Source organism: Rhizobium viscosum, assembly GCF_014873945.1.
GTDB classification, from domain to species: Bacteria; Pseudomonadota; Alphaproteobacteria; order Rhizobiales; family Rhizobiaceae; genus Rhizobium; species Rhizobium viscosum.
The window spans coordinates 1,665,283-1,688,260 of the sequence record NZ_JADBEC010000002.1; the positions used below are offsets into that span (position 1 = coordinate 1,665,283).

General features: G+C 53.1%; 20 protein-coding genes and 4 pseudogenes. 15 read left to right on the forward strand and 9 right to left on the reverse strand.

The window, feature by feature from the left end; genetic code table 11:
- The first annotated feature begins 669 nt into the window (after positions 1-669).
- On the forward strand, positions 670-1,977 hold the full coding sequence (locus H4W29_RS28505; RefSeq protein WP_192732147.1) for an O-antigen ligase family protein: 1,308 nt from the start codon (positions 670-672) through the stop codon (positions 1,975-1,977).
- A 54-nt stretch (positions 1,978-2,031) separates the two neighbouring features.
- Here H4W29_RS28505 and H4W29_RS28510 read toward each other — a convergent pair whose 3' ends face one another.
- A complete protein-coding gene (locus tag H4W29_RS28510) occupies positions 2,032-2,802 on the reverse strand; it encodes an IS6 family transposase (RefSeq protein WP_192732148.1) in 771 nt (256 codons plus the stop codon).
- Between the two features lie 258 nt (positions 2,803-3,060).
- Between H4W29_RS28510 and H4W29_RS28515 the strand changes: the two genes are divergently transcribed.
- Positions 3,061-3,336, forward strand: a complete 276-nt coding sequence (locus H4W29_RS28515) for a hypothetical protein (protein ID WP_192732149.1) — start codon at positions 3,061-3,063, stop codon at positions 3,334-3,336.
- Between the two features lie 214 nt (positions 3,337-3,550).
- Here the strand turns inward: H4W29_RS28515 and tnpC are convergent.
- The 3 genes and pseudogenes from tnpC to H4W29_RS34865 all read right to left on the reverse strand — a co-directional run.
- Positions 3,551-4,156 (reverse strand): annotated as a pseudogene (gene tnpC, locus H4W29_RS28520) (IS66 family transposase).
- A 34-nt stretch (positions 4,157-4,190) separates the two neighbouring features.
- Positions 4,191-4,580: an IS66-like element accessory protein TnpA gene (gene tnpA, locus H4W29_RS28525; RefSeq protein ID WP_192732150.1), complete on the reverse strand. Its 390-nt coding sequence runs from the start codon at positions 4,578-4,580 to the stop codon at positions 4,191-4,193.
- Between the two features lie 80 nt (positions 4,581-4,660).
- Positions 4,661-4,744, reverse strand: a pseudogene (locus H4W29_RS34865) (IS6 family transposase); the annotation flags it as partial.
- Between H4W29_RS34865 and H4W29_RS28530 the strand changes: the two are divergent.
- Positions 4,745-4,864: pseudogene (locus H4W29_RS28530) on the forward strand (IS630 family transposase); the annotation flags it as partial. It lies immediately after the preceding pseudogene.
- A gap of 58 nt (positions 4,865-4,922) precedes the next feature.
- Here the strand turns inward: H4W29_RS28530 and H4W29_RS28535 are convergent.
- Positions 4,923-5,897, reverse strand: a complete 975-nt coding sequence (locus H4W29_RS28535; protein ID WP_192732151.1) for a glycosyltransferase family 2 protein — start codon at positions 5,895-5,897, stop codon at positions 4,923-4,925.
- Positions 5,898-6,039: 142 nt separating this feature from the next.
- Positions 6,040-6,933: a sugar nucleotidyltransferase gene (locus tag H4W29_RS28540; RefSeq protein ID WP_246517489.1), complete on the reverse strand. Its 894-nt coding sequence runs from the start codon at positions 6,931-6,933 to the stop codon at positions 6,040-6,042.
- A 292-nt stretch (positions 6,934-7,225) separates the two neighbouring features.
- Between H4W29_RS28540 and H4W29_RS28545 the strand changes: the two genes are divergently transcribed.
- The 7 genes from H4W29_RS28545 (at position 7,226) to H4W29_RS28575 (ending at position 13,564) form a co-directional block, all read left to right on the forward strand.
- Positions 7,226-8,026 carry an ABC transporter permease gene (locus H4W29_RS28545; RefSeq protein ID WP_192732152.1) on the forward strand — a complete coding sequence of 267 codons (801 nt, stop codon included), beginning with the start codon at positions 7,226-7,228 and terminating at the stop codon, positions 8,024-8,026.
- A 4-nt stretch (positions 8,027-8,030) separates the two neighbouring features.
- Entirely contained in the window at positions 8,031-8,783 is a 753-nt protein-coding gene (locus tag H4W29_RS28550) for an ABC transporter ATP-binding protein (protein WP_192732153.1), read from the forward strand.
- A gap of 104 nt (positions 8,784-8,887) precedes the next feature.
- Positions 8,888-10,054 carry a glycosyltransferase gene (locus tag H4W29_RS28555; protein WP_192732154.1) on the forward strand — a complete coding sequence of 389 codons (1,167 nt, stop codon included), beginning with the start codon at positions 8,888-8,890 and terminating at the stop codon, positions 10,052-10,054.
- A 41-nt stretch (positions 10,055-10,095) separates the two neighbouring features.
- On the forward strand, positions 10,096-11,100 hold the full coding sequence (locus H4W29_RS28560) for a GDP-mannose 4,6-dehydratase (RefSeq protein ID WP_192732155.1): 1,005 nt from the start codon (positions 10,096-10,098) through the stop codon (positions 11,098-11,100).
- A 16-nt stretch (positions 11,101-11,116) separates the two neighbouring features.
- Positions 11,117-11,830 (forward strand): nucleotidyltransferase family protein, encoded by a 714-nt coding sequence (locus tag H4W29_RS28565; RefSeq protein WP_192732156.1) that lies wholly within the window; start codon positions 11,117-11,119, stop codon positions 11,828-11,830.
- A gap of 4 nt (positions 11,831-11,834) precedes the next feature.
- The gene (locus H4W29_RS28570; RefSeq protein ID WP_192732157.1) at positions 11,835-12,764 is read left to right on the forward strand and encodes an NAD-dependent epimerase/dehydratase family protein; all 930 of its coding nucleotides are present in this window, start codon (positions 11,835-11,837) and stop codon (positions 12,762-12,764) included.
- Positions 12,761-13,564 (forward strand): glycosyltransferase family 2 protein, encoded by an 804-nt coding sequence (locus H4W29_RS28575; protein WP_192732158.1) that lies wholly within the window; start codon positions 12,761-12,763, stop codon positions 13,562-13,564. Before H4W29_RS28570 ends, H4W29_RS28575 begins: the two co-directional genes overlap by 4 nt.
- Here the strand turns inward: H4W29_RS28575 and H4W29_RS28580 are convergent.
- Positions 13,503-15,698: a glycosyltransferase gene (locus H4W29_RS28580; protein ID WP_192732159.1), complete on the reverse strand. Its 2,196-nt coding sequence runs from the start codon at positions 15,696-15,698 to the stop codon at positions 13,503-13,505. The genes H4W29_RS28575 and H4W29_RS28580 overlap by 62 nt on opposite strands.
- Before the next feature lie 317 nt (positions 15,699-16,015).
- Between H4W29_RS28580 and H4W29_RS28585 the strand changes: the two genes are divergently transcribed.
- Positions 16,016-16,891, forward strand: coding sequence for an FkbM family methyltransferase (locus H4W29_RS28585; protein WP_192732160.1), 876 nt, complete (start codon positions 16,016-16,018; stop codon positions 16,889-16,891).
- A 103-nt stretch (positions 16,892-16,994) separates the two neighbouring features.
- Here the strand turns inward: H4W29_RS28585 and rfbB are convergent, their stop codons facing one another.
- Positions 16,995-18,065 carry a dTDP-glucose 4,6-dehydratase gene (gene rfbB, locus H4W29_RS28590; RefSeq protein ID WP_192732161.1) on the reverse strand — a complete coding sequence of 357 codons (1,071 nt, stop codon included), beginning with the start codon at positions 18,063-18,065 and terminating at the stop codon, positions 16,995-16,997.
- 384 nt (positions 18,066-18,449) lie between these two features.
- On the opposite strand from rfbB, the gene H4W29_RS28595 reads away from it, so the two are divergent.
- From H4W29_RS28595 to H4W29_RS28610, 4 genes are read left to right on the forward strand one after another with little or no spacing between them, the layout of a single operon-like run.
- On the forward strand, positions 18,450-19,598 hold the full coding sequence (locus tag H4W29_RS28595; protein ID WP_281401536.1) for a DegT/DnrJ/EryC1/StrS family aminotransferase: 1,149 nt from the start codon (positions 18,450-18,452) through the stop codon (positions 19,596-19,598).
- 43 nt (positions 19,599-19,641) lie between these two features.
- On the forward strand, positions 19,642-20,340 hold the full coding sequence (locus H4W29_RS28600) for a WbqC family protein (protein ID WP_192732162.1): 699 nt from the start codon (positions 19,642-19,644) through the stop codon (positions 20,338-20,340).
- 2 nt (positions 20,341-20,342) lie between these two features.
- Positions 20,343-21,305 carry a glycoside hydrolase family protein gene (locus tag H4W29_RS28605; protein WP_192732163.1) on the forward strand — a complete coding sequence of 321 codons (963 nt, stop codon included), beginning with the start codon at positions 20,343-20,345 and terminating at the stop codon, positions 21,303-21,305.
- A 3-nt stretch (positions 21,306-21,308) separates the two neighbouring features.
- Positions 21,309-22,268 (forward strand): glycoside hydrolase family protein, encoded by a 960-nt coding sequence (locus H4W29_RS28610; RefSeq protein WP_192732164.1) that lies wholly within the window; start codon positions 21,309-21,311, stop codon positions 22,266-22,268.
- A 243-nt stretch (positions 22,269-22,511) separates the two neighbouring features.
- Here the strand turns inward: H4W29_RS28610 and H4W29_RS28615 are convergent.
- Positions 22,512-22,949: pseudogene (locus tag H4W29_RS28615) on the reverse strand (integrase core domain-containing protein); the annotation flags it as partial.
- Positions 22,950-22,978: the final 29 nt, after the last annotated feature.

Consider the following 22,978-nt stretch of genomic DNA (forward strand, 5'->3'; position numbering starts at 1 on the left):
TCGGGTGTTTATATCCACTACCGTAGCGCTAAGAGGGTTTCATACGGTTCACGCAGGATCAGGCTTCCGCCTGCCCCTCACTTTTTAACTTAAACCAAGCGGTATCCCTTTGCCGCCTCTCAGGAGAGAATGCACGTTATGCTTCTATATCTACTTTGGTCTCTGCATGAGTGAAAAGACCATCCGCCACTACTCACTTGGAGAACATCGCGATATCTGCCGGCGTGATATTAATCATCCTCGCAGTCTGGCTCCGTCTTAGAAATAGCGTTGAAGTATGGTCTCTTGTGACGTTGTCATTCGTTTGCATCGCCTTTGTTGGAGCATGTTTGATAATCGCCGGACTTCTTGATAAACGATAGGGATCGGGTGGACAAAACGTGGTCTATACTTTTCGCGAGCAACAACGTCTGAGCTTACAGGTGGACTATGATGCCTGCCTCCATCCCTTGACGTACGCGCGTCACCCCTCATCATAGGATCAATGTGCCCATGCGCCTGAGTTGTGCCGACGAGATCAAATCTGACGAAGGTCGAATAGCTTTCGGCGCCGGTTATTGGCGATCTGAATAACCCCCAAGATCGCTCGAAATGGACCGACGGAATCACTAGATCTGCAGTAAGGCGGTTTCGCGCCGCCGATTATCCTAGAAGGGTACAGTATTCTCTATGGTAGCGAGCGAAGAGCTGATTTCCACGCCCCCCCGCCTCAAGCCCGTCCTTGTCATCCTATGGCTGCTGTTGATTTCGGCTCCCATTGTGGAAAGCGATAGCTATCGCTATGCGGCACTGCTGCTGATCGGGACGACCTATGCCTATTTCAAGCCGAATTTTCAGCTGCTGAAGGGCGACTGGCTGGCGAATGCCTGCCTTGCCTGGGGTACTTACGCGCTGCTGCGCTTCCTCTTCGGCCTGATCGTTTACGGCGAAAAGGGTGCGTCCGACTGGCTCTATGCCTTTCCGCTGTTTTTTCCGGCGGTTGGCATTGCGCTCTATTCCAGCCGGAAGCAGGTCGAAACGGTCTTTGCGATCTATTTCCCGGTGGCACTGGCCGCCCTACTGATCTCCACCGACTATCGGCTGATCCTCGAAGGCGACGCACGCATCTCGCCGCTTTACCACAACAATCTGATCCATGGCGCGATCGGCTGCGGCTTCCTGATGATCGGCGCCTTCTACTGGCTGCTGCACGCCTGGGAGACCGGTAAGCTCGCGCGTCGTTCCGGCAGCTGGATTGTTGCCGTCGCAACGCTCGTCATCGCGCTCTGCCTTTTCAATATTTATGGCTCCAAGGCGAAAGGCGTCTGGCTAAGCCTCGTCCTCGTCGGGCCTCTCATGTTGGCCTCGCTGCTGCTTTATGCAGACAGACGCCGCGCCGCGTTGGTAGGGGGTACGGTCGTCGCTCTCATCGCGGCCGCGCTTTTTGTCGGCGGCAATAATATCTGGAAGTTTGCCGGCCCGACCTACGAGGCAACCACACGGATCGAGACCGAAATCTCGGCGCATGGCGTATGGAATGCCGTTGCTGATGCGATTGCGTCAAAAGATACGCCACCGGCAATGAATGAACGGCTGCAGCTCTGGGCGAATGCTTCGGAAGTTATTGCCCAGGCGCCTCTCTTTGGTGCCGGCAACCACTGGCTCGCGATCTGGAGTTCAACCACCTATGCCAGCGTGCCCTATACGCTGCTTCACAACGGCTATTTCGAGATGCTTGTCCGCCACGGGCTCTTCGGTATCATCGTTTTCACCATTCTTGCGGTTGCCATGTACAGACGGGTGCTGGCCGCTAGGAAGGAAAAGCTGATCAGCCTCAGCATGCTGCTGGCCTATAGCATGGTGACGCTATTCTTCCTCGGAACGATCCTGTCCAACTCCAACAACCGGCTGGCGATCGGCGAATCGTTCTTCTTCGTGTTCTCCGCCGTCGCATTTGCCTGCGGGCTTATGTTGAAGAAGGGGGAAGTCACTTCATAGGGCTCTGTTGCAAATTTCGATTTTGGTCATGATGGCCGTTAGTTGGGGCGTCGATTACCTAGCAGCTTCACGGTTTTCGAGGCTCTGAGCAAGCAGTGCTACCGCCTCCGTCAGCGCGCTCGGTCCGATGCCGAAAGCGCGTTCAACGATGCGTGCTTCTCCACGGATATCGCCCGTTAGATTGAAAATCGCAGCCTGCCCCTTGCGCAGGGCCCGCATAACCTGGAAACCTTTGATCGTCGCGTAGGCCGTTTTCAGCGTCTTGAATCCTCTCACCGGTTTGATCAGTTGCTTCAGCTTGCCGTGATCGGCCTCAACGACGTTGTTCAGATATTTGACCTGTCGGTGCAAAAGTTCTCCAGGGCATTTGCCTTCAGCCTTCAATTGGGCAGTGGCAATGCCATAAGTAGGGGCCTTGTCGGTGTTGATGACAGTTGGCTTTTCCCAGTCCTTCAGGCCATTCAACGCCTTGCCGAGAAAGCGTTTGGCCTTTGGCATTGCGGGTCGGGGACAGACGGAAATCGATCGTGTTGCCGAATTTATCGAAGGCCCGGTAAAGGTGGTCCACCGGCCGCGGACTTTCACATAGGTCTCGTCAACGCGCCAACTCGTTGACTGCGGCCGGCGCCAGTGCCAGCGCAGCCGCTTTTCAATCTCCGGCGCGTATCTCTGCACCCAGCGATAAATCGTGGAATGATCGACTGGCACGCCTCGTTCGCCCATCATTTGTTCAAGGTCGCGGTAGCTGACCCCATAGCGGCAATACCATCGCACCGCCCACAAAATCACCTCACCCTGAAAATGGCGCCACTTGAAATCGCTCATAAATAGTCCCGCTGAAAATCTTCGTCGCTCTTTCGGACATCAACAGGTTTTTTGCAACAGAGCCAGGCTCAGTCCGGCGGGGTGCCGATGAGCCGTTCGATCGTAGTGAAGTAGACCCCATAAACAGGATTATCACCAGCGTTGAGGGCGTTGCGATGATTTCGGCACAAGTGGAGCTGCGTAATGATTATATAAGTTCGGTTGCCGCGTCGCGTCGCGACCGGTAAAATCGCCATGCGTATTTAGGAGGCGTGATAAATGGCATGGACACACATATTCGAAACTGAGATCGGCAGACGGAGGGTTGAGGGTTTCAGGTATGAGAGCCATCTTAAGGTGGTAACCGTTCAAAAGACGGACTACCTCGGCGACGCAGACAGCGACAACTCATACTTAACAATTCCTCGCCCAATTCTGGCCGGTGAAAAAATCGAAATCCATGGTTCAAACTCTGCCGAACTCCGCCAAGAGTTAATTGTCGATGCCGAGTTCTCTGAAGCGGAAGCTGCAGAGATAGCTTCCCTTTTCGACTGACTTTTGGTCGTCGCGGATATCTTCATGCACATCTTGAACTGAGGGAATCCGCACTCGCAAAGCTGAAGCCGTACGAACGCGCTAAGGCCGAGCGATTTCGACCGAACGACCGGCCTCTGGAATTCCTGAACGCCCTCTGAGCATCAGAACTATGCCGAGTTCAACCATCGACTCCCGGCCGAATTGGTCGGCAATGCGCGGTGTGCCGTCCTCATCAAAAGAAGCACTCGGCATAGTTCGACAGTCGGCATAAGCCGGTCTCAATCAGCGACAGGGTCGCGGCAGCGCGTTCGCCGCCTTTGTCTGATCCCGCGAACAGCCAGTTCTTGCGGCCGAGTGCAATCGGTCGGATTGCCCGTTCGGCGGCATTGTTGTCGATCTCGATAGTGCCATCATCAAGGAATCGGCAAAGCGATTTCCAACGGGAAAGCGCATATCGGATTGCTTCCGCTGTTCCGGATTTTTGCGGCAGGCGTTTGAGGTTGTCGTCCAGCCATCACCGCAGGGCTTCGACCTTAGGAGTGCTGCCATGTTGCCGCGCAGCTTTCCGCACGTCTGGCGGTTCCCCACGAATGGCCTTTTCGATGTGGTAGAGTTCGCCGATCCGCCGAAGGGCTTCCTCGGCAATCGACGCTTTGCTAGATACCGTCAGATCGAAGAACTTTCGTCTTGCGTGCGCCCAGCAGGCCGCCTCCTGAATGCCAGGCGGACTGCCTAGCTTATGTGGTTCGTAGAGATCACGGAAACCCGCATAGCCATCAGCATGCAATACACCGGAGAAGGTGGCCAAATGCTGCTTGGGATGTCCGTCACGCCGCAGACGAGATAGACGCGCACATTTGCGCCTGGCGCAATCATGCGTCTTCCACCGAGCGGATCAGCGCCTTCAGGACGTCAGGCGCTATATTGGCCTCGACCTTCAAGACACGGCCGCCCTTGCAGCCGATCTCGATCCTCATGGGACGCGCCGACCGCTTTGCTGCAGGCTTGTCCACCGGTGCCGGTCGCTCAGCTTCGTCGCTCGCTTCCGTGGCGATCAATGCCACCGGCAAAAACAAAACGACCGGCTCAGCCTGCGCCGCCGCGAACTTCCGCCGCCAGGTATAAATCTGCTGGGGTTTGATATCGTGCCGCCGAGCCACATCGGCAATCCTGGCACCCGGCTCCGCCGCCTCCTGCAGTATCGAAAGCTTCTCATCGTCGGACCAATCACGCCGACGCTCAACGCCCGTCAAAATCTCCATGCGGCCCATAGTTAATCCCTGATGACGTCTCTAATGACGGAATTAGTGACGTAACTTCAGGTGTTCGTGGGAAATCTCAAAGGCGGCTTCACCGGACGCTTACCATTCAACGCCTTGCCGAGAAAGCGTTTGGCCGCTTTGGCATTGCGGGTCGGGGACAGATGCGCGCTCGGGCGGAGCGAAAAATCGATGCCTTATGGGACGCGGTCGGCGTCTTGATACCCCGGTTCACGACAGCAGAATGCGCCAACTACTTCAGAGCTGCTGGATATGACCCGGATTAAGCAGGATCTGCTCTAGAAGCTCAATCGGCCTGATGACTACCCTCTTCAGCGCAGGCATTCATCGCCAGAAAACCTTCTGAAATATCGACTTTTTGGCTTCCGCTTCCCACGCTTGTGATTGGGTCTCGTGCCAGATCTTCGCCTCGTTTATGAGTCGCGCACGTTCGATTACGTGCGATAACAGAAAGGTTGAGAGCTCGGAATCTTGCAACCGTGCAATTTTACTCATCAGATCGTCTATCGACCCTGAAGCTTCGCCCGTAAGATCGTTGGCCCAATAATTAGCAAGGTCGATCCGTCGTTGATCGACAGCGGTCTTCTCTTCGCCAGTTAGAAGTTTGGACAGTCGATTAAGCATCTGAATAACATATGCTTCGCGTAGCGACGGCAACAGTGGTGTCCAACTGCCTCCATTGTGTACCCGATGGCGCGACATCTCAATCGGAATAAAGCCGACGGGTCCTTTTGTGGCTAGCATGATGCAAAGAGGCCAGTCGCCAAGCTTCAAGCCTGCTACCCAGGTTGAAAGGTCCGACAAATGTTCACGCCGTGCAACTACAGTATGCAGTGCGACAGGATTGCTTTGTTGAAGAAGGAGCTCAATTGACGATAGCTTGGAAGGATCGCGGGGAGGCAAAACATATTCTTGGGCGGCATTTAGCGATCGTGTTCGATGAAAACAGAATGACGCGTCCGGATGTTGGTCGAGGAAGTCAACCTGGCTTGCAAGCTTGTTCCTGTCTGTCCAGAGATCATCGCCGTCTAGAAAGGCTACAAGTTCTCCGCGACAAGCGCCGATTGTCCGTGCGAAATTCTCTTCCGCCCCGAGGTTGACGTCGCGACGTTCTATCCTCAGGCGGCCAGGATAAATCTCTGCCAATCGATGCAGAATCTGGGGAGTGGCATCTGTCGAACAATCGTCGCCGATGACAATCTCGTAGTCAAAACTCACGTCTTGTTCCAGCGCGCTGCGCACCGCTTGCTCGATGAACGATTCATGATTGTATGTATAGATACAAACGCTTAAGCGCATTATAGCGACCCTCGCCATTCTTGTTTTTGAATTGCTGCTTAGGTTGGTTCCGATGATCGCAGTTGCATCTTGTTGTACGTGTCGGTCTAAAGGCTTATGTTGCCGGTGACATATCCGATAGCCCCACTGCCGGACGACAGTCTTAGCTCTCATCAACTACTTTTGTAAGATAATCTCTATAGTTTGCGCTTGGGATTGCAGGAATTCTTCGCTTCAGTTCGGCGCCGGATATTAGTCCCGAACGGAAAGCGACTTCCTCTGGGCAGTAGACCTTTAATCCTTGGCGTTTTTCAATTGCATGGAGAAAGTTTCCCGCCTCCATGATGGCTTCGGGAGTACCGGTGTCCAGCCACGCAGTGCCGCGCCCGAGTCTAATTGCGCACAATCGGCCTTCCGCGTTGTATTGCCGATGAACCTCGGTTATCTCAAGCTCATTGCGGCTCGATGGCATAACCTTGCTGGCATATTCAGCGACATCTCCGGGAAAGAAGTACACGCCGATGGAAGCCCAATTCGATTTTGGAGTTGCTGGCTTCTCGACGATTTCGGCGACCGTCATATCGGCGTTGAAGCTGATTACCCCGAAATTTTGCGGATCAGAAACTCTGTATCCGAAGATAACCGCGGAGTTGCGGTCGAGGACAAAGGACCTTGCGTCGCTCATTGCCTGCCGCACATCTTGGCCAAACAGAATGTTGTCTCCGAGTAGGAAACATACAGGGCTACCACCAAGAAAATCGCTTGCCAGGGTTAGTCCCTCCGCGATGCCTTTTGGCTCTTCTTGAGTAGTGTATGAGAATTTTGCTCCGAATTGCTCACCATTGCCGAGCAATTTCTGCATTGCCTCGAGATCCTCAGGATTTGTAATAAACAAGATGTCGCGGATCTTTTGAAGAAGGAGAAGCGACAAAGGGTAGTGTATCATCGGCTTGTCGAATACGGGCAGCAATTGCTTGCATGCCACCAATGTCGATGGATACAGTCTGGTTCCCCTGCCGCCAGCTAATACTACGCCCTTCAGAGGTAACTCTGACATCAATCGCTCCTGCCTATCAGTCTGGTCAGGCAAAACAATCCAACTCCAGACTTGCGTTAAACACACCTTCACATAGGCACTCGGTACAGCATCTTTTTCCAAAATTCCACCGCGACCGCGTGGGATAGCATCTACACAATTGCTCCAGCGGTATGCTCACTAGATTTGGCCGCCGCCGAGAGCGCCACATCCGTGCACCAATGACGAATGCGCTTGTCAAGTGATCCCCAACCGCACTAGAAGCGGTTGAAATGGGAGTTGGATACGTGTTTTTTCCTCGATGGGTCGACAAGTGAGCGTTATTTCATCTTTTACTGCTGGAGTGAACGAACTTTCTGCAGGCCTAAGCACGTGGCGTGTATGGCATCTGCTTGGTACAGCTGACCTACGCCGAAGGCATTCGCGATCGAAATTCGGCCAGCTGTGGATTACGCTTTCCACCGGTGTCACAATCCTGTCGCTTGGCTTGGTATGGTCATTGCTCTGGCGTGCGCCTGTGGACGGCATCATTCCATACATGGCCGTCGCGATGGTTGTGTGGGGATTTTTCACGGCCGTTCTGAACGAGTCTACTACTGCTTTCGTGACAAGCGGAAACTTGTTTCTCAATCAGAAGACAAGCTTGGCTGTTGCGATTTTTACCCTTGTTTATCGCGGACTCATCACCACAGCATACAATATGGTAATCGTGCTTATCGTCTTTGCATGGTTTTGGCATTGGCCGGATTGGCGGGTTATCCTGATTGTTCCGGGCCTCGCTTTGACGATGTGTTTTTTCGTCCCGATCTGTTATGTTCTGGCGATAATTGCGACTCGCTTTAGAGACGCAGTTCCTCTTACGCAAAGTATTACTCAGATAGGGTACTTTATCACACCAGTTCTCTGGCGGCCGGAATTCATTCCGGAGCCGTACCGTTGGATAAATTCGGTTAACCCGTTTTCCGTCTATCTGTCGCTTCTTCGAGACCCGCTGCTTGCTATGGAAACGAGCCCAATGACTTGGCTGGTTGCAATCGGTTACGTGGTCGGCGCTTGGCTCTTTGCGATACCCTTTATTGGTGCATATCACAAGCGCGTTATCTACTGGATCTGATCAAATGGCCCACATACGCGTTAAAAACGTATCGATCTCTTACCCAATTTTCAACGCGCATTCGCGATCGCTGCGCACTGCAGTGTTCTCCAAGCTCGGAGGAACCATCGTCGCTCATAACAACACGGTTGTGGTCGATGCCATCAAGGATTTGACGCTGAACTTGGAAAACGGGGATCGGCTTGCGCTGCTCGGGCACAACGGTGCAGGAAAAACCACCCTGCTCAGAGCGCTTGCTGGAGTGTACCCGCCCCTTAAAGGCTCAATTGACATCGAAGGGCGCATCAGTTCGTTCACTGATATAACATTGGGTATGGATACTGAGGCTAGCGGCTGGGACAATATTATCTTCAGATGTGCGTTCATGGGGCTCAGCTTTAAAGAGGCCCATGCTCTTGCGCCGTCAATCGCGGAATTCAGCGAACTCGGAGATTTCCTCGATATGCCGGTCCGAACGTACTCGTCGGGCATGTTCGTTCGGCTTGCGTTTGCGATCTCCACATCGATCGAACCTGATATCGTCATTATGGATGAAATGATTAGCGCGGGAGATGCGCAATTCATTTCCAAGGCCCGCGCGCGGATTGAGAAGATACTCGGTAATGCCAGCGTTTTCGTGATAGCGTCTCACGACATTTCGATAACTCGCCAATTCTGCAAGACGGCTCTCTGGCTGGAGAAGGGCGTAGCTAAAGCTCTCGGCCCGGTCGATGAGATCACAGAGGCCTATTTGGCGTCACGAGCCACCGACGGCTGAGGCGATCAAGCCGCTTTTCAAGCGTGCGCAATCCGCGTGATACTGCGCGCGATTTGAGAAGTCGCGGGGCCAATAACCCTCACAATCGACCGGCAGAATGAAGTATGATTAGCAGTCAAGTGGACATTCGAAGCGGTGGGCATGCGCAGGCGCTTCGGCTGGTTTATGTTGTAACGGAAGATTGGTTTTTTGTAGCTCATTTTCTGCCGCTCGCTAGGGCGGCTCGAAAGGCTGGTTTTGAGATCGTCGTGGTCACCAGGGTAACTGCCCACGGAAAAGAAATAGAGGCCGAGGGCTTCAGGATAGTTCCCCTCGTTGCAGACCGAGCATCCTTCGGAGTCGTAAAGCTCCTATCGACGGTTATTCGGCTTCGCTCCATCCTCGCCGCAGAATCGCCAACCGTCGTGCATGCGATTGCCTTGAAATCAATCATTCTCAGTGGTCTTGCCGCGATCTTCGTGCGAAAGCCGGGCAAGGTGTTCTCGGTGACCGGTCTTGGATACCTTTGGAGCGACAGCCGACGTTTTCTTGGTCCATTCAGATTGATCGTCCGTCAGATACTTCAGCTGATCAGTGATGGGCGAAAAGCAATTTTCACCTTCGAGAACGATGATGATTGCCGCGAGTTTCCAAAGCTCAAAAACAGGGTCGTAGTTGGTGGTTGGGGTATCAACTCAAGCGACATCGTCCCGCGTCTTGATCGACCGCAAGCTCCAATTCGTGTCGTATATCTCGGGCGGATGTTGAGAGCCAAAGGAATCGAACTCACCGTCCAGGCGGTGGAGCTGGCGAGAAAAAAGGCAGACATACAACTGGAGTTATGGGGAACGCCCGATCCCGGCAATTTAACGAGTTTGACCGAGGAGGAGTTGCGCGATTTCTCGCTTAGAGACGGGATCAAATGGTGTGGTAGGGCTGGGGATATAGCAGAGACTTGGCACAGGGCGGACATCGCAATCTTGCTTTCTGAGCGCGAGGGGATGCCACGCTCACTCATAGAGGCTGCCGCCGCTGCGGTTCCGATGGTCGCATTTGATGTTCCAGGATGCCGAGCCATTGTACGCCATGAACTGACTGGTTTTCTTCTTCCTAAAGATCACGTCGCAGCTGTTGCCGATGCTATCCTGATGTTAGCTCAGGACGATACGCTTCGCGAACGCATGGGGCTGGAAGCACGGAATGACTTTGAACAAAGGTTCTCGACCCACAGCGTTGTTCCCAAGATCATGGACTTGTATTTCGAGCTTGTTCGTCACCTCAAGATGCAGTAATTCCGCCTTCTGAGCATCACATATAGACCGAGAAGTTGACGATGATTGATCTAAAACATTTTTACCGCGGGCGAAATGTTCTCGTCACCGGCGCCGGCGGCTTTATCGGTAGCCACCTTGCTGAAGCCTTAGTAGAGGCCGGAGCAAACGTAACCGCGATGATAAAATATGGGTCGTCGTCTCATTGGGGAAATCTCGAACATGCCAGTCCCTCAACGAAGCGCTCGCTCGAAGTCGTCTCGGGGAACGTCGAAGATTCAGACTTCGTGATAAACGCTGTCAAAGGCAAGGACGTTGTTTTTCATCTCGCTGCGCTGATTGCCATCCCTTACTCCTACCTTGCACCCCGGAGCTACGTTCGAACGAACGTTGAGGGCACATTGAATGTGGTTGAGGCTGCCCGTAGGCTCGGTACGAGCCGAGTGGTCCACACATCAACTTCCGAGGTTTACGGTACGGCAATCCGCGAACCGATCGACGAAGAGCATCCGCTTCAGGGACAATCCCCTTATTCTGCGTCAAAGATTGGTGCTGATAAGATCGCCGAAAGCTATTATCGTTCCTTCGCGACCCCCGTTGTTACTCTCAGGCCATTTAACACATTTGGTCCCCGCCAGTCGGCGCGTGCGTTCATTCCTACAATCATTTCTCAAGCGCTAACCCGTGAAGTCATCGAGCTCGGTGCTCTCGACCCCATGCGTGACATGACTTTCGTTGGAGATACAGTTTCGGGCTTTATGGCGGCTGGCGCCGCAGCTGGTGTTGAGGGGCAGACGATTAATCTTGGCACCGGTAGCACGAAGACAATTGGCGATTTCGCCCATAACATCTTGAAGCTTATGAACATGGATAAGCAGATCGTTCAAGATCTGAAGCGCATGCGACCCGCCGAAAGCGAGGTGTTTAAGCTCGTTTCCGATAACGGCAAGGCGAAGCGCCTTCTTCAGTGGGAGCCCGTCACCTCGACGGAGGATGGACTTAGGCAGACCATCTCTTTTGTAGAGGCCAATATTCATCTTTATCGCCCCAACGAATACACAGTCTGAATAAAAGAGGGTTATTATGAAGGCGATTGTTATGGCGGGCGGCAAGGGCACGAGATTGCAGCCTTTCACGGCCTCTTTTCCGAAACCACTCGTGCCGCTGGGTGATATGCCGGTGTTGGAGCTATTGCTTCGCCAGCTGAAAGCGGCCGGCGTGGAAGAAGTGATTTTAGCGGTCAATCATCTTCATCATCTTATTCGCGCATTTTGCGGCGATGGATCGGCGTTTGGCCTTAAGGTTGACTACGTCCTGGAAGATAGCCCGCTGGGTACAGCCGGACCGATTGCGGCGGTTTTGGATCGCGTAGGCGACGATTTTATCGTCACGAATGGGGATCTTCTGACTAACTTTGATATTCCCGAAATGAAGCGCAGGCACCTTAATACTGGGGCCGGCGCCTCGATTGCGGTTTTTGAGCGAACGCTGAAGATCGACTTCGGCTTGGTCGAGGTTGACGACAGGATGCGGTTGACCGGCTATCGAGAGAAGCCTTCGTATTCTCATTTGGTAAGTATGGGTTTGTACATATTAAATCGAGATGCAGTGGCGCCGCATCTCGAAAAGGGAGTGCGTCTTGACATGCCTGAATTGATGCAGTCCCTTCAGAAAAACGGAAAAGTCGTTCAGTGTCAGCAGCAGGATTGTGTCTGGCTTGATATCGGCCGGCCAGACGACTACGCGTCTGCCCAGCAGCTGTTTGAGACTCAGCGCGGCCTTTTTTTGAAAGACTGAGCCAATGGCCCGAGCCCTGGTAACGGGAGCAAATGGATTTCTTGGCCGCTATGTATGTCGAGAACTTCGACGGCAGGGAGAGAGCGTCGTCTGTCTCAGTCGTAGCGCGCATTCACAGCAAGGCGAAACGGTTGTCATCCCCGAAAAACCTTCAGCTGACGATCTTCTGAAAATCATCGAGCGCACTCAAGCTTCGATGATTTATCATCTAGCTGGCACCAGCCAGATGTCGGACGTGCCTGCTCTTTACCAAGCAAACGTCTTTTTTGCAGAGGCTCTGCTAACGGCTGCGGCAAACTCTCTTGTTCGCCCGGGAATTCTGCTAATCGGCAGTGCCGCGGAATACGGAACGCCGGTCAGCAGCGACATGACTTGCAGGGAGGGCGACGTCTGTCGCCCAGTTTCTTCCTACGGCATATCCAAGCTCGCGCAGACCTATCACGGGCTTGCTGCGGCCCGTGGCGGCCTCGATGTGACCATAGCCCGGCTGTTTAACCCAATCGGAGTTGGAAGCCCCGCATGCACTGCGCTTGGTAGTTTTGTGGGTCAGATTGCGGCGATTAAGGGCCATGCGGGCACATTAAAGACGGGTTCGTTGGATGCTGTTCGCGACTTTATTGAAGTTGCCGAAGCGGCTCGCGTAATTGTTGAATTGCCACGATTGAAAGCGGCACACGGAGATGTCGTCAATGTTTGTAGCGGCGTTGGCACAAAACTGGAGAATATCGTTTCGTCACTCATGAAGGTATCGGGCGCTGAAGTTATGCTCCTAAAGGAGGACTTCAGACGTGGAACAAGCGACCTAAACATGGTTGTCGGCAGCAATGCCCGCCTTAGAGAATTGGGCCTGGAGGTCGCGCTTCCCGATTTTGAAGCCATAATGCGCGAGATGTTGGCAGCAGAGCGCTCGAACTCCCAGAGTGTTTTGAAGTGAACAAGGCTCCCGTCTCGGTGATAGTGCCCACCTTTTGCGACGGTGAAGCGTTGCGGCGTGCACTGCAGTCGGTCGCCGATCAGACCTGTCAACCGGAGGAGGTCGTGATTGTCGACGATGCCGGAGGCGATAACACGTGCGCAAGCGTGCTGCCTAACTTTCCGCAGCTGCCGATAAGGCTTGTGACCCTTAAACGGAATGTCGGTCCAGGAGGGGCGAGAAATGTTGGAGTTTCTGCAAGCCGATTTCCGTTTCTGGCTTTTCTCGACGCAGATGACGAGTGGCATCACTCGAAGCTCGAGCGCCAAATGGAATTGATGCTGGCTCCAGATGCTCCGGATTTCTCAGCTCACCTCAAGGGATTTTCCGCAAAGGGTTGGCCTGAGGAGTTCACCGAACGAACGGAAAAAATCACGCGCTGGGGTATTCTGTTGAAGAATCCAGCCTCCATATCGACGGTGATCATAAAACGCAGCGCCATTCGCCATAATTTTCCGAATTGGTATGCTGGCGAAGATTATGCGTTCGTGGCGGCAAATCTACTTGGTGGCGGTTCCGGTATCAGGGTCTGTCTGACCCTAGCCCGAGCTGACAAGCCGGCGTTTGGAACGAGTGGATTGAGCGCAAAGCTGCTGGCAATGCAGCTAGGCGAAATGCGGACCCATCAACTTTTGAGGAAAGCCTGTTTAATTGGCTGGCAGCAGCAAGCATTTCTCATACCGTGGACGCTAGCAAAATTTACCCGTCGGCTTGCAATTGCGCAGATTCAACTACTGACGAAGAGGTTTTCGCGCGCTTGAGCCTGATCGCGGCTTCGAGTGCATCTTCGTATGCCGAGCCCATCTGCGTTTCGGATCGCATCCGGCTGGCAATCTCACGGGCGGCCTTCTTCATCATGTGCAGCTTGTCGATGTCGGCGACAATTGACTGAATGGCAGCTACAAATGCGGCAGTATTTGCGGGCTTACAGAGCAAGCCGGCGCCGCCATTACCGAGCACTGTGGGAACGCCACCGACGTCCGACGCCACCACTGCGCAGCCTGAGGCTAGGGCCTCCAGCAACGCGATCGGGCGACCGTCGAGTCGTGATGGAAGAACAAAGATATCGTATGTTGCGAAATAGTCTTTCGTGCTCTCAACCATGCCCAAGAAATCAAAACGGACGTCGTCCGGCAGATTTCGGGCCACCGTTTCAATTTTAGCTTTGAGCGGACCGCCCCCCGTCATAACAAATCGCAAACGGCGGTCGTTCTTAAGTGCTTGAGCTATCTCCAAGAAGACCTCAGGAGCCTTTTCGTCAGACAGGCGTCCTGAGAATCCGATGACAATCTCGTCGTCGTCGATGTTCAATTCTCTGGCAACCGCAGCAGACCTGGTCGTCCCAAAATTATGAATATCGACTCCGCTCTCGACCAACTTTACTCCAATATCGGCCCATCCCTTGGATTTAAACCATGCGACCACCTCGGGATTTTCTGCAATTGCGTAGTCGATGCAATCGATATAACGCGCGTGGGTGTCGGTGTGGCCGATCGTGTTGAAAAGTAGATCCACGACCGCGAGATCGGGATTTGTTTTCTTTATTTCTGGGAGAAGATCATAAAACACTCGGCTTCCAGCGATCAAAGCCGCATCGAATCCACGGGTGGCGATCAGATATCGGATAAAGTTGTCGAATTCCCATTCTCTTAAGAACATCGGCAACATGTAGACTTCATTGCATACCGATTTGAACCATCCGCTAGCGTCCTCGTGCCCTTGTTGCGGCAAGGTTGATATGACGGTAACAGACCAACCTTGCGACGCTAGATGACGGATGACGGATGACAATAACCGCTCCGCTCCACCGACGATTAAGAAAGGCACTGCCACAAGGAGCGAGCGTTTTGCACCGCTTGCGGAATGAGGTGTTTGCAGAAGCCTTGTGAGCCTGGTACGCAAAATTCTGCGATGTGCTTGTTCGCGCGAGTGCGAAAATGCCTTCCGCGAAAGACTGGATTTATTTCGATTAAGGATCGAGGCCTTCTGTTTTGAAAGGCTCTGAACGTTGCTTGACGAAAGGGATCCGGATGAGTGAACCGTATAGTTGAATAGGTGCTCACCCGTTATGTTGTGGATTCTCGCTCCCGATGCGGCGCAACGCAACCAGAAGTCCCAGTCTTCCGCAACGTGATCTTGGCCCTTCCCGGTATCGTGGAACCCCCCCACTTTTTCCCAGAGATCACGTCGGAACACGGCGCAAGTTGCGACGTGATTTGCTGTGGTCATATCGCGGAGATCTGGTGTTTCCAGAATGTCGATAGTGCCGGATTTCTCACCGACAAGGCGAATTCCCGTCGAAACAACATCATATTGGTGAGCTTCCAGATGGTAGGCCGCCTTCTCGATATACGTTGGGTCGAGTGTGTCGTCTGCATCGAGGCAACAAATATAGCGGCCTCGAGCGATGGCGATTCCCGCGTTGCGATTGGCTCCGACCAAGGTGGGTTTGTCTTGCATAATCACGCGTATGCGTACCTTATCCAGGCGCTTGACGATCTCAACCGTCTCCTTGTCCGTTGATCCACCCTCGACTACGATTACTTCCACTGCCGATAAAGTCTGGTTCAAGACTGAATCGATAGCCCTGTCTAAGAAGCGTCCATAATTGAAGCATGGTATGATGACTGATACCAACGGGTCCGTGCTCTGCGTTGAGTGGTGGGCATTATCTGACAACCGGCTTGCTTCCCATCCATCGCTGACATTCGTGTCAGTGCGTGGCGGAGCGGCCCCATCATCCAGCAAATACTCGATTCTATATTTCTGGACCGGCAGGAAGCGGCGGCGAAAGACTGCACATAGAACGTCAAACTGGCCGGTGGAAATCAACCGAAGCGCGGTAGCGAACAACAACCGAGAGCGGCTTAATCGTAACCGTAGAGCTGTGACCATCTTTGTAATCCGTCGAACTTATCTGTTGCAGTTTGAAGCATTCTCAGCGCTTCGGTTTAAACCACCACGCAGATATCGCCTTATATCTAGACGGCCTATGGTGGTGCAAGGATCGCTGCCAGGTTTTACCCCCAGTGCACCGTTTTGCAATTGGACACGGTCTTGCGAATTGAGACCAAGCACGAATGGTTCCGCCGATTGCGTGTGGAATAGATGCCAATCTATCTAGGGTATTATTAGAAAAAGCTGTTCACGCACCCAGAAGCTGTTACTCTTGAGAATACTCTCAAGCGTTCTGCTATTTCCCAGGAGTGCCCATGAACGATCGATTTAAACTTATCCTGCGCTCGCTCGCTCATTTGCGCCGTTCGTTCATAGACGGCGCAAGCCGAAATACTCTAGCTAGGCGTAGCGCTATGGCGCAGGGCAGCGGCAATCCAATCGATGAAGTTCCCTCAGAGGTTTCTGGGTTGATTTTCGATCTTGGCTTGCACCAAGGATATGATTCAAGGTTTTATCTTAATAAGTCGTTTCGAGTTGTTGGTTTGGAGGCGGTACCCGCCTTATGTGCGTCTGCAGCGAAAAGGCTCGCTCATTTTGGCGATCGCATCACAATTGTTAACAAAGCTCTTTATTCCAAATCCGGCGAGAAAGTCACGTTTTATTCTGTGCCCGACAAGGATGACTGGGGGAGTCTTGTGCAAGGGAATGCAGGAAAGGGTGTCTACGAAACCGTAGCATTCGAGGTTGATACGATCGATTTAGCCAAGATGTTCGATTTGTACGGCACTCCACACTACATCAAATGCGATTTAGAAGGCGCGGATAGGACGTTCGTTGCGCAGCTAGCGAAAGAGTCGCGTCGCCCAACATTCGTGTCTGTGGAAATTAATCACGAGGATGACATAGATCTGCTGGAGCGTTGTGGCTATGAGGTCGGGCAGATCGTCAACCAGGCCATGAACATCCATGTGGTCGCGCCCAACCCCGCTCGGGAAGGTGTTTACGTCAAGGCTCACTTTGACGGTGAGACAAGCGGCCTTTTCGGCCGTGAGTTGCCTCCAGAGAAATGGCGGCCTCTTGCCGAGGTGCGGCAAATGTACATCGACTGGCGTTCGCTAAAGGAACGAGATGACAACCTCGCACCTGGTTGGCTGGATATCCATGTCTGCAAGAGGTCCGCCTTGCAGTGAAGCAGGACACGTTGAGTGCACTAATTCAGTTTTAAACAGATGGTAGACAACCTATAGCTGATTTTGGGCGCCGCGATATGGCAAGGGCAAGGGCTTTACGCCCTTACGACAGGGTGTTTCCGTACTGTTTTTCAAGCCAGGTGCGATATTCGCCGTTCACAATGGCTTCTGTCCATGCCTGATTTCCCATGTACCATTCGACGGTCTTACGGATGCCGCTTTCAAATGTCTCGTCTGGTTGCCAACTGATCTGCGTGGCCAACTTCGTGGCGTCGATAGCATAACGCCTATCATGCCCGGGTCTGTCCGCGACGAACGCCACCCGAAGTTCATATAGTTGCCTGTCCGCGCGCGGCTTGAGTTCGTCTAGAAGGGCGCAAATGACTTTAACCACGTCGAGATTGGTCTTTTCGTTGTTGCCACCAATATTGTACACTTCGCCAACAGCACCGACCTCAAGCACTCGCCTTAGAGCGCTGCAGTGATCCTTTACATATAGCCAGTCCCGAACCTGTTGCCCATCTCCGTAGACTGGCAGCTCCTTACCGGAAAGTGCTCTGTGGATGGTAAGGGGAATCAGTTTCTCTGGAAATTGATATGGCCCATAGTTGTTGGAGCAATTCGTGGTGATAACCGGCAACCCATAAGTGTGACAGTAAGCTCTCACTAGATGGTCCGACGCTGCTTTGGAAGCTGCGTATGGACTATTGGGCTGATACTGGTTCATTTCGGTGAAGGCTGGTTGTGCGGCAGTCAGCGTCCCGTAGACCTCGTCTGTCGAGACGTGGAGAAAGCGGAATTTTTGTCTTTCTGGCTCGGCTAGTTCACCCCAATAGGCTCGAGCCGCCTCAAGTAGATTGAATGTGCCCACAATGTTTGTTTCGATAAAATCACGCGGGCCATGGATCGATCGATCTACATGTGATTCAGCAGCGAAATTAAGGATTGCCCTAACCTTGTAAGTTTGGAGAAGGTTGAGCACTACGGAGTAGTCATTGATGTCAGCGCGGACGAACACGTGGTTGTGGTTGTCTCGTAGGCTATCCAAATTGCTCAAGTTTCCGGCATAAGTTAGCTTGTCGACGTTGACGATCTGCTCGACGCTTGTCCTAACCCAATCCAAGGCAAAGTTAGATCCGATGAAGCCGGCGCCACCGGTGATAAGTATCGTCATTTCCCTGCCTCATTGAGCTTCACGAAAAGTCGGGTTCGATCGTCGCTGCGCTTTTTGCCAGAATTAGTGCTTGAAACTTCAGGCTGTGCCGACGGCGTTTGCATGACGTGCTTGTCTCTCTAGCCTCTTGGCTTGTCAACCGCTGAAGCATCGTCTTTTCGCCGAACAGACGTCATTCGAATCTCCGCCCCTGGGCTGCGCCATGTTGTGGGGGAGCGAACCCTTGGCACGCCGTGTATAGCAGGCACCAGCGAGCTACACTTGAAGAGGCTCATCTTGTGTTCAAAACGGCGCAATAAACTAGACTCTCTCCAGTTCATTACGATAAAACCGCCGCACATAAGACCGTGAAGCCTACGCTTACGAGCGCTTTTGCAGACGTGGATGAGCAACGCGGCAACGCAATCAAAACTTCGAGTTGTCAAAATGAAACGAAATATATTCGTCACTAAGCCGACATTGCCTCCTTTAGAGGAGTTTATTCCCTATCTCGAACAGATTTGGGAGAACAAGATTCTGACCAACGGTGGGCCATTCCACCAGCAGCTCGAAGATGAACTCTGCCGTTATCTGGGTGTGGAGCACATCTGCCTTTTTACAAATGGCACGATTGCATTGGTCACAGCGCTCCAGGCCTTGCGTGTTACAGGCGAAGTCATCACGACGCCGTATTCATTTGTAGCGACGTCGCATTCGCTGTTGTGGAACGGGATTAAGCCGATTTTCGCGGATATCTGCGCAAACACGCTCAATCTGGATCCCGCGAAGATCGAAGCCGCAATAACCCCACAGACGACCGCAATCATGCCGGTGCATTGCTATGGTCACCCGTGCGATGTGGATGCGATTCAGAAGATTGCAGATAACTACAATCTCAAAGTCATTTACGACGCCGCACACGCCTTTGGCGTCCAGGATGAAGACGGAAGTGTGCTCAGGCATGGCGACCTTTCCGTACTGAGCTTTCACGCAACCAAGGTGTTCAATACGTTCGAGGGGGGTGCGATTATATGCCCCGATGCCAAGACAAAACTGCGGATAGATCAGCTCAAGAACTTTGGGCATGTTGGTGAAGTCAATGTCGCTGCCCCCGGCATTAACGGAAAGATGAGCGAGTTCAACGCTGCGCTCGGACTGTTGCAGCTAAAGCATCTCGATGAAGCATTCTCTCGACGCGAGAGAATTGATGCAGCTTACCGAGAGCGCCTGCAGGGCGTGCGTGGCATACATTGCCTGCAGGGGAGCGGGGAGAAGATCGCAAATTACGCTTACTTCCCGATCCTTGTTAAGGCAGATTATCCGATCAGCCGCGATGAGCTTAACCAGCGTCTGAAAGATACGGGGATCAATCCAAGACGGTATTTCTATCCGCCGATTTCGGAGTTTCCGATGTATCGCGGCTTGGCGTCGTCCCATCGCGAGAACCTCCCAATTGCTTTCGAGGCATCGAGACAGGTTTTGTGCCTTCCGCTCTATCCCGATCTTGAAATCGAGGTCGTTGACGAAGTTTGCCGCTTGATTGCTGGGCAATGAAGACGATGGTTGCAACTGGTAGAGGTCAGAGGGGTCGGCGAACATGAAGCTAGGCATCATGCAGCCCTACTTTCTGCCATACATCGGCTATTATCAGCTCATCGCGGCGGTCGACACTTTCATCATCTATGACAATATCAAATATACCAAGAAGGGCTGGATTAATCGGAACCGCTTTTTGCGCAACAACACCGATGCCGTGTTTTCAATTCCACTGAAGAAGGCTTCGGACTCCACTTTTGTCGTGCAGCGTGAACTAGCGGATGATTTCGATCGTGGCGCCATGCTCAACCAATTCAAAGGAGCGTACCGAAACGCTCCCTATTTCAGAGAGACATGGCCGCTGATCGAGCATATCGTGCAGCATCCAGAGAACAATCTTTTCCTATATATCAAGCACTCGATAGCTGAGACATGCGCTCATCTCGGGATAGAAACCGATATTCGCGTTTCCTCCGAGATTGACGTTGATCATGGTTTAAAGGCGCAAGATAAGGTGATCGCGCTGTGTCGGTCCGTCGGTGCAGATGAGTACATAAACGCCATCGGTGGCTTGGAGCTTTACGACAAGGGAGAATTCCGAGCACACGGGGTTGATCTGAAGTTCATCAAGGCGAAGCCCTTTGAATACAGTCAGTTTGGCGCACCGTTCGTGCCCTGGCTTTCCATTGTCGATGTTCTGATGTTCAACCAGCGCGATGCGGTGCGTTCTTGCATCACATCCAATTATGAATTGGGCTGACTATGTTTTCTTGGAAGAAGCTCGGCAGAGTGTTTATCCCGCAGCAGGTAGAGGGACGCCCTTGGCTAAAGGAGTTCGCACAAGCTCCGTCCGTTTTGGTAAGGGATGACGCGGTGCGCGTTTACTTCTCGTGCCGCCCGCCGGCCGACAGCAATGGTCAGTATGTTAGCTACTCGGCGTGGGTCGATCTTGATCGGACTGATTTATTTAAGATTTTGAAGGTTGCCGAGAAACCGATGCTAGCGCTCGGCAATCTTGGCGAGTTCGATGAATTTGGAACTTATCCCGTCTCCGTCGTCGATGATGGAAACGAAGTGCGTGCTTACTATGCGGGTTGGACCCGATGCGAATCAGTGCCATTCAACGTCGCAATAGGCTGTGCGATCAGTCGTGACGGGGGCTCATACTTCGAAAAGATTGGGCCGGGTCCGGTCCTGGGCTATTCACCGGAAGAGCCTTTTGTCTTGAGCGGTCCAAAGGTGCGTCGCTTTAACGGCGGGTGGCAGCTGTTCTATATTGCAGGGCGAAAATGGAAGCTGGTCGATGGCCGTGCAGAACCGGTCTACAAGATCCGGATGGCAACGTCGTCGGACGGCATACACTGGCGTAAGGTCAATCGCGATCTGATCGCAAGCCGTATAGAAGAAGATGAAGCGCAGGCTAGTCCGGATGTCTTCTATGCCAACGGAAAATATCACATGTTCTTTTGCTACCGTTACAGTAGCAATTACCGCGGAAAGGCCAACGGATACCGGATCGGCTATGCGTCAAGCCCAGACATGTTTAATTGGGTTCGGGATGATTCCAAAGTCGGCATCGACGTTTCGACAGAAGGCTGGGACGCGGAAATGATCAGCTATCCGCACGTCTTTGAACTGGATGGGAAGATTTACATGGCCTATCTAGGCGACCAGGTGGGCCGCTATGGATTCGGCCTCGCAGTTCTCGAGGGAGCATTGGATTAGGCTATGAGGTGGCGGAAGCTCGGTAAGATATTCGACCCAACGCAACACACGTTGCCGAACGGCTGCAAGCAGTTCGCGCAGTCTCCTCAGGCCCTCGGGTTTGACGATTTCGTACGCATCTATTTTTCCACGCGCTCCATCGATCCCTCGAATGGAAAGTATCTCAGCCATATAGCGTTCATCGATATCCGAAAGGATTTTAGCGACATCTTGCGGGTATCCGACCGCACCGTGATTCCGCTCGGTGACTTGGGTTGTTTTGACGAGCATGGGATATTCCCGATCAATGTGCTGCGCCATGACGGCCAGATTTACGGCTACACTTGCGGTTGGAGCCGTCGGGTTTCAGTTTCAGTGGAAACGGGCATCGGCCTAGCTATCAGTACCGACGATGGTTTGACTTTCGAGCGGGTGGGGGCGGGCCCGGTAATGGGCGCCTCCGTTCACGAGCCGTGTTTGGTTGGTGACGCCTTCGTAAAGATAATCGATGGCGTGTTTCACATGTGGTACATCTTCGGTACTGGCTGGAGAAAATACGCCGTCGACGCTGCTCCAGACCGGACCTACAAGATTGGTCACGCCACGTCGCTGGATGGTGTGCAGTGGAGTAGAGAGGAGGCGTGTCAGATCGTGTCTGACAGGTTGGGTCCAGACGAAAGCCAGGCATTGCCGACGGTCGTTACCATCGGCACACGTCACCATATGTTCTTTTGCTACCGCGAGGCCTTCGACTTCCGAACCGGAAGTGGGCGAGGATACAGGATCGGCCACGCTTGGTCGGACGATCTGAAAAACTGGGAGCGCGACGACGAAAACCCGCTACTGGAGCACTCGCCGGGTGAGTGGGATAGCGACATGCAATGTTACCCTCATGTGTTCACGTGTGAGGGCAGGGTGTACATGCTATACAATGGCAATGAATTTGGACGGCATGGTTTCGGGTTGGCCGAGCTTGAGGTGTGACGGGTGAGCTGAGGCTGGTGCGGCCAGATATTTGCCGGCTTCATCGCTTCATCTGTAAGACCGTATGTCCGTCTTCGTGGCTGAGGTGACTCGCCCTACACTGGTCTTCCGAGGGTTGCTCGGACAGACCGAGCCGATCCTTATCACGGGAGGACGAGCCGTGGCAGATTATAGAGAAGCTTTTATAGGAATCGATGTCGGCAAACTGAAGAACGCGATCGCTGTTGACCTGCCATGGAACTTTCATCCAGCGGTGACTAGAGCTCCGGCGGTTTTGAATACGCCAAGTGGCGCTGGGTGCGCAACCGGCGGAAACGCGAAGCTTTCATCTTGCGCAGCGTTGGAGCCGGTTGCGGCGATGGTTCCGGCATAGTCTGCCGGGGTCTGATATCCGAGCGATGAGTGCGGCCGGAAATGGTTATAATCGTCCGCCCATTCAGCGATGGCGCTGCGGGCATGATCGAGGCCAAAGAACAGGCTCTCGTTGAGCAGTTCATCGCGCATCCGACCGTTGAAACTCTCGACATAGCCGTTTTGCATCGGCTTTCCTGGCGCGATGTAGTGCCACTCCACCTTATGATCCTTCGACCAGGCGAGGATGGCATTCGACGTTAGTTCGGTGCCGTTGTCGGAAACGATCATCCCCGGTTTGCCGCGCCGCTCGATCAGCGTTGTCAGTTTGTCAATCGGCGTCCAAAATTCACCCCTTA

Bases quoted from the DNA above. Each gene is read 5' to 3' on its own strand.
- H4W29_RS28515 (WP_192732149.1), top strand. From the start codon at position 3,061: ATGGCATGGACACACATATTCGAAACTGAGATCGGCAGACGGAGGGTT.
- H4W29_RS28595 (WP_281401536.1), top strand. From the start codon at position 18,450: ATGAGCAACGCGGCAACGCAATCAAAACTTCGAGTTGTCAAAATGAAA.
- H4W29_RS28540 (WP_246517489.1), bottom strand. From the start codon at position 6,933: ATGTCAGAGTTACCTCTGAAGGGCGTAGTATTAGCTGGCGGCAGGGGA.
- H4W29_RS28600 (WP_192732162.1), top strand. From the start codon at position 19,642: ATGAAGCTAGGCATCATGCAGCCCTACTTTCTGCCATACATCGGCTAT.
- H4W29_RS28570 (WP_192732157.1), top strand. From the start codon at position 11,835: ATGGCCCGAGCCCTGGTAACGGGAGCAAATGGATTTCTTGGCCGCTAT.
- H4W29_RS28555 (WP_192732154.1), top strand. From the start codon at position 8,888: ATGATTAGCAGTCAAGTGGACATTCGAAGCGGTGGGCATGCGCAGGCG.
- H4W29_RS28535 (WP_192732151.1), bottom strand. From the start codon at position 5,897: ATGCGCTTAAGCGTTTGTATCTATACATACAATCATGAATCGTTCATC.
- H4W29_RS28560 (WP_192732155.1), top strand. From the start codon at position 10,096: ATGATTGATCTAAAACATTTTTACCGCGGGCGAAATGTTCTCGTCACC.
- H4W29_RS28605 (WP_192732163.1), top strand. From the start codon at position 20,343: ATGTTTTCTTGGAAGAAGCTCGGCAGAGTGTTTATCCCGCAGCAGGTA.
- H4W29_RS28510 (WP_192732148.1), bottom strand. From the start codon at position 2,802: ATGAGCGATTTCAAGTGGCGCCATTTTCAGGGTGAGGTGATTTTGTGG.
- H4W29_RS28610 (WP_192732164.1), top strand. From the start codon at position 21,309: ATGAGGTGGCGGAAGCTCGGTAAGATATTCGACCCAACGCAACACACG.
- H4W29_RS28565 (WP_192732156.1), top strand. From the start codon at position 11,117: ATGAAGGCGATTGTTATGGCGGGCGGCAAGGGCACGAGATTGCAGCCT.
- H4W29_RS28585 (WP_192732160.1), top strand. From the start codon at position 16,016: ATGAACGATCGATTTAAACTTATCCTGCGCTCGCTCGCTCATTTGCGC.
- H4W29_RS28580 (WP_192732159.1), bottom strand. From the start codon at position 15,698: ATGGTCACAGCTCTACGGTTACGATTAAGCCGCTCTCGGTTGTTGTTC.
- H4W29_RS28550 (WP_192732153.1), top strand. From the start codon at position 8,031: ATGGCCCACATACGCGTTAAAAACGTATCGATCTCTTACCCAATTTTC.
- H4W29_RS28505 (WP_192732147.1), top strand. From the start codon at position 670: ATGGTAGCGAGCGAAGAGCTGATTTCCACGCCCCCCCGCCTCAAGCCC.
- tnpA (WP_192732150.1), bottom strand. From the start codon at position 4,580: ATGGAGATTTTGACGGGCGTTGAGCGTCGGCGTGATTGGTCCGACGAT.
- rfbB (WP_192732161.1), bottom strand. From the start codon at position 18,065: ATGACGATACTTATCACCGGTGGCGCCGGCTTCATCGGATCTAACTTT.